Below are 2,713 nucleotides of genomic sequence, written 5' to 3'. Positions count from 1 at the left end.
CCAATATTTTAACCACAGACATAAAAGACATGGACATCTATTTCAGGACAGATTTAAAAGCAAAATGGTAAAAAGTGAAATATATCTCTATGCCTTATCAGCATATGTTCATAACAACCCTTGTGATATAAAGGGTTATGAAAATTGCCCAGAGAAATACGAGTTTTCAAGTCTTTCAATATACCTAGGCTTAAGACATGACCCCTATGAACTAGTTGATGATGGTTTTATTATGGGAATGTTCAGCAAAAATTCTAAAAAAGCCAGAGAAAGCTATATGAAATTAGTATATAAATGTTCTGATAAGGTTTTTAAAGAAGAAGTTGAATTTTTAAATGAAGGAACAGAATACAGAAGTGAAAGAAAGATATTAATAAGAAACATTAAAACCAAAGAAATATTAGAATTTATAGCATCAAAGATGGGAATTGAAAAAATAAAGCTACATACAAAACATTGCAGAGAAATAGTTGAAGCAAAGGCACTGGCTGTACTTTTAATGAGAAGCCTTTGCAACTTAAAATGTAGTGAAATCTGTCGCGTCCTTGGAAACATAACTCAAAGCAGGGTGTCAAAGCTCAGCAACCTTGGGGTTAAGCTTTTAGATAAGGAGGAATATAAAAACATTACATATGAATTCATGGAGCAGTATGCTTAATTTTTAAAAAGCCAATTAAATAATTTTATTTTAAAAAGTTAAAGGGATAAATGTTTTCATAAAGCATAAAGATTGGACAAGCATAGTGTAATTTAGCAAAAAAGTGAATAAAGTTATATTAAATAAGGAAATTACAAAGCTTTATTTAATGAGAAATATGAAAATATTTAAAAAATATATTTGACTATGTAATTACAGTAAGTATATGTCCCATATTTCAGGTGTCTCTATACCTTTCTTCTCACAGCTACGGCAGGCATAAACATAACGTACATGCTTAACAAGTTTAACCTGAGCTGGAATTACATGAATCTCCTGCCTTACTTCTGTGATCATTTCATGAAGTTTTCCATTACAGCAAGGACATACCTGATGCAGCCTGAGTTAAACCACTTGCTTTATATGCCTTAATTCTTTCAAGCCATTGTGCTCTTAATTCTTCTTTTGACATAACATATCAGCTCCTTATCTTTTTATGAGCTGATTATCTCAAATTTTTTATCATTTAGCTATGTGTGAAGTATTTTACGCTTACACAATAATTAGAGATAATGCGGTTACCGATTTAGATATATTATAATCTTTGATACCAATCACTTATAGAAAAAAATTATTTTTTTAAGTAATTGGTATTTTTTATGGTTGATAAAAATGAGGCTATTTCCTTTTTATTAAGTAGAGATATACAAGGGGGAGTATGAAGAAATAACTGTATAATCTCAAAATTATAGCAAAGGAGAAGTTAAAATGGAGAGTAAAGTACTAAAAAATTGTAATGAAAGGATAACACAATATGGTGTTAGTTTAGAACAGGCTTTAAGAAAACAAATGAAGACCAGCGCAAAAATATTGGTAAAAGGTAAATGGGCAAGTGCGACTCAGGATATGATACTAAAATATTTAACACCTGAAAACTATAATTCTGGCGTCTTTAAGTATCAGTTTTTAGATTTATCTGAATCAGCTGATGTAACAAAAGAAGAATTAAACAATTTCTTAAAAGGTAAGGGAGTATTGGAAGCCAAAGGAGATATTTATCTAAGAGCTTCGAAAAAGTATAAGATTAGTGAAGTATATCTAGCAGCCCATTCAGCACTTGAAACAGGTAATGGGACAAGTAAGCTAGCAATTGGAGTACTTATAAAAGGTATCAAAGTATATAACATGTATGGAATTAATGCTCTTGATAGGGATCCGATTACCTACGGTTCCGAATTTGCCTATAGAATGGGTTGGACTACACCAGAAAAAGCAATTGAGGAAGGCGCAAAATGGATTTCGAAACAATACATTAATAATCCATTATACAAGCAAAACACTTTATACAAAATGAGATGGAACCCTCAAGCACCTGGTACACATCAATATGCATCAGATATCAGTTGGGCCATAAACCAAACTAAGAGTATCAAGAAAATGTATGATAATTTTAGAAACGCTGCATTAAAATTTGATATACCGAGGTACAAGTAGAATTAATGGTATATAACTTAATAAAAGATTTCGCACAAAGTAAAGTTTAGTGTATTTATGATATATGGTGAAAAATTGTAAAAATTAAATAAAAATAAACATAATCGTAAAATAATTTAAAACCATGGTTGACTTTATTCAATTGATTCCTTTTTAATATGTAAAAATATGTATTACGGAGGATAAATTGGAATGGACATATATAATCTTGTAAAAAAATCGCAACAAAAAAATGATGAGGCATTGGTAGAACTTTTAGAAAGATTTAATCCTTTAATAAAAAAATATGCTAGAAAAATAAGAGATAGTGATGCTGAAAGTGATTTAATAGTTAGATTTATTGAAACCATATATAAAATTCCTATAGAAAAGAATAGTGAAATGAAAAATGAGAATTGTATAAAGAAATATATAGAACAATCAATAAGGCATGAGTTTATGCATTTATCAGCAAAAAAAGATAAAATTGTGAAAGAAAATACATATCAGGATATTAATTCTATAGAAATTTATGAAGGAAGCACATCAGATGACTATTTATATGTTAAACAGTTATTAGACAAGCTGCCAAAGAAACAAAGG

Annotated in this window: 3 protein-coding genes and 1 pseudogene; 3 read left to right on the top strand and 1 reads right to left on the bottom strand. The window is 29.5% G+C overall.

Annotated features, from left to right (window positions below):
• Positions 1 to 658: hypothetical protein (locus Q428_RS13620; protein WP_035381852.1), on the top strand; the 658-nt coding region annotated here is incomplete at its 5' end.
• Between the two features lie 219 nt (positions 659 to 877).
• Here Q428_RS13620 and Q428_RS16155 read toward each other — a convergent pair.
• A pseudogene (locus tag Q428_RS16155) lies at positions 878 to 1,015 on the bottom strand (IS66 family transposase zinc-finger binding domain-containing protein); the annotation flags it as partial.
• 390 nt (positions 1,016 to 1,405) lie between these two features.
• On the opposite strand from Q428_RS16155, the gene Q428_RS13615 reads away from it, so the two are divergent.
• Together Q428_RS13615 and Q428_RS13610 are read left to right on the top strand one after the other, a co-directional pair.
• On the top strand, positions 1,406 to 2,131 hold the full coding sequence (locus Q428_RS13615; protein WP_051515188.1) for an N-acetylglucosaminidase: 726 nt from the start codon (positions 1,406 to 1,408) through the stop codon (positions 2,129 to 2,131).
• Between the two features lie 192 nt (positions 2,132 to 2,323).
• Positions 2,324 to 2,713 (top strand): sigma-70 RNA polymerase sigma factor region 4 domain-containing protein (locus Q428_RS13610; RefSeq protein WP_035381850.1); only part of this gene is annotated, 390 nt, incomplete at its 3' end.

Origin of the sequence: Fervidicella metallireducens AeB (genome assembly GCF_000601455.1) — a bacterium.
GTDB classification, from domain to species: domain Bacteria; phylum Bacillota; class Clostridia; order Clostridiales; family Caloramatoraceae; genus Fervidicella; species Fervidicella metallireducens.
Note: the sequence above shows the minus strand (reverse complement) of the source record. Positions and strands in the feature narration are given on the sequence as shown.

Coding starts and splice junctions, on each gene's coding strand:
- Q428_RS13615 (WP_051515188.1), top strand. CDS start 1,406: ATGGAGAGTAAAGTACTAAAAAATTGTAATGAAAGGATAACACAATAT.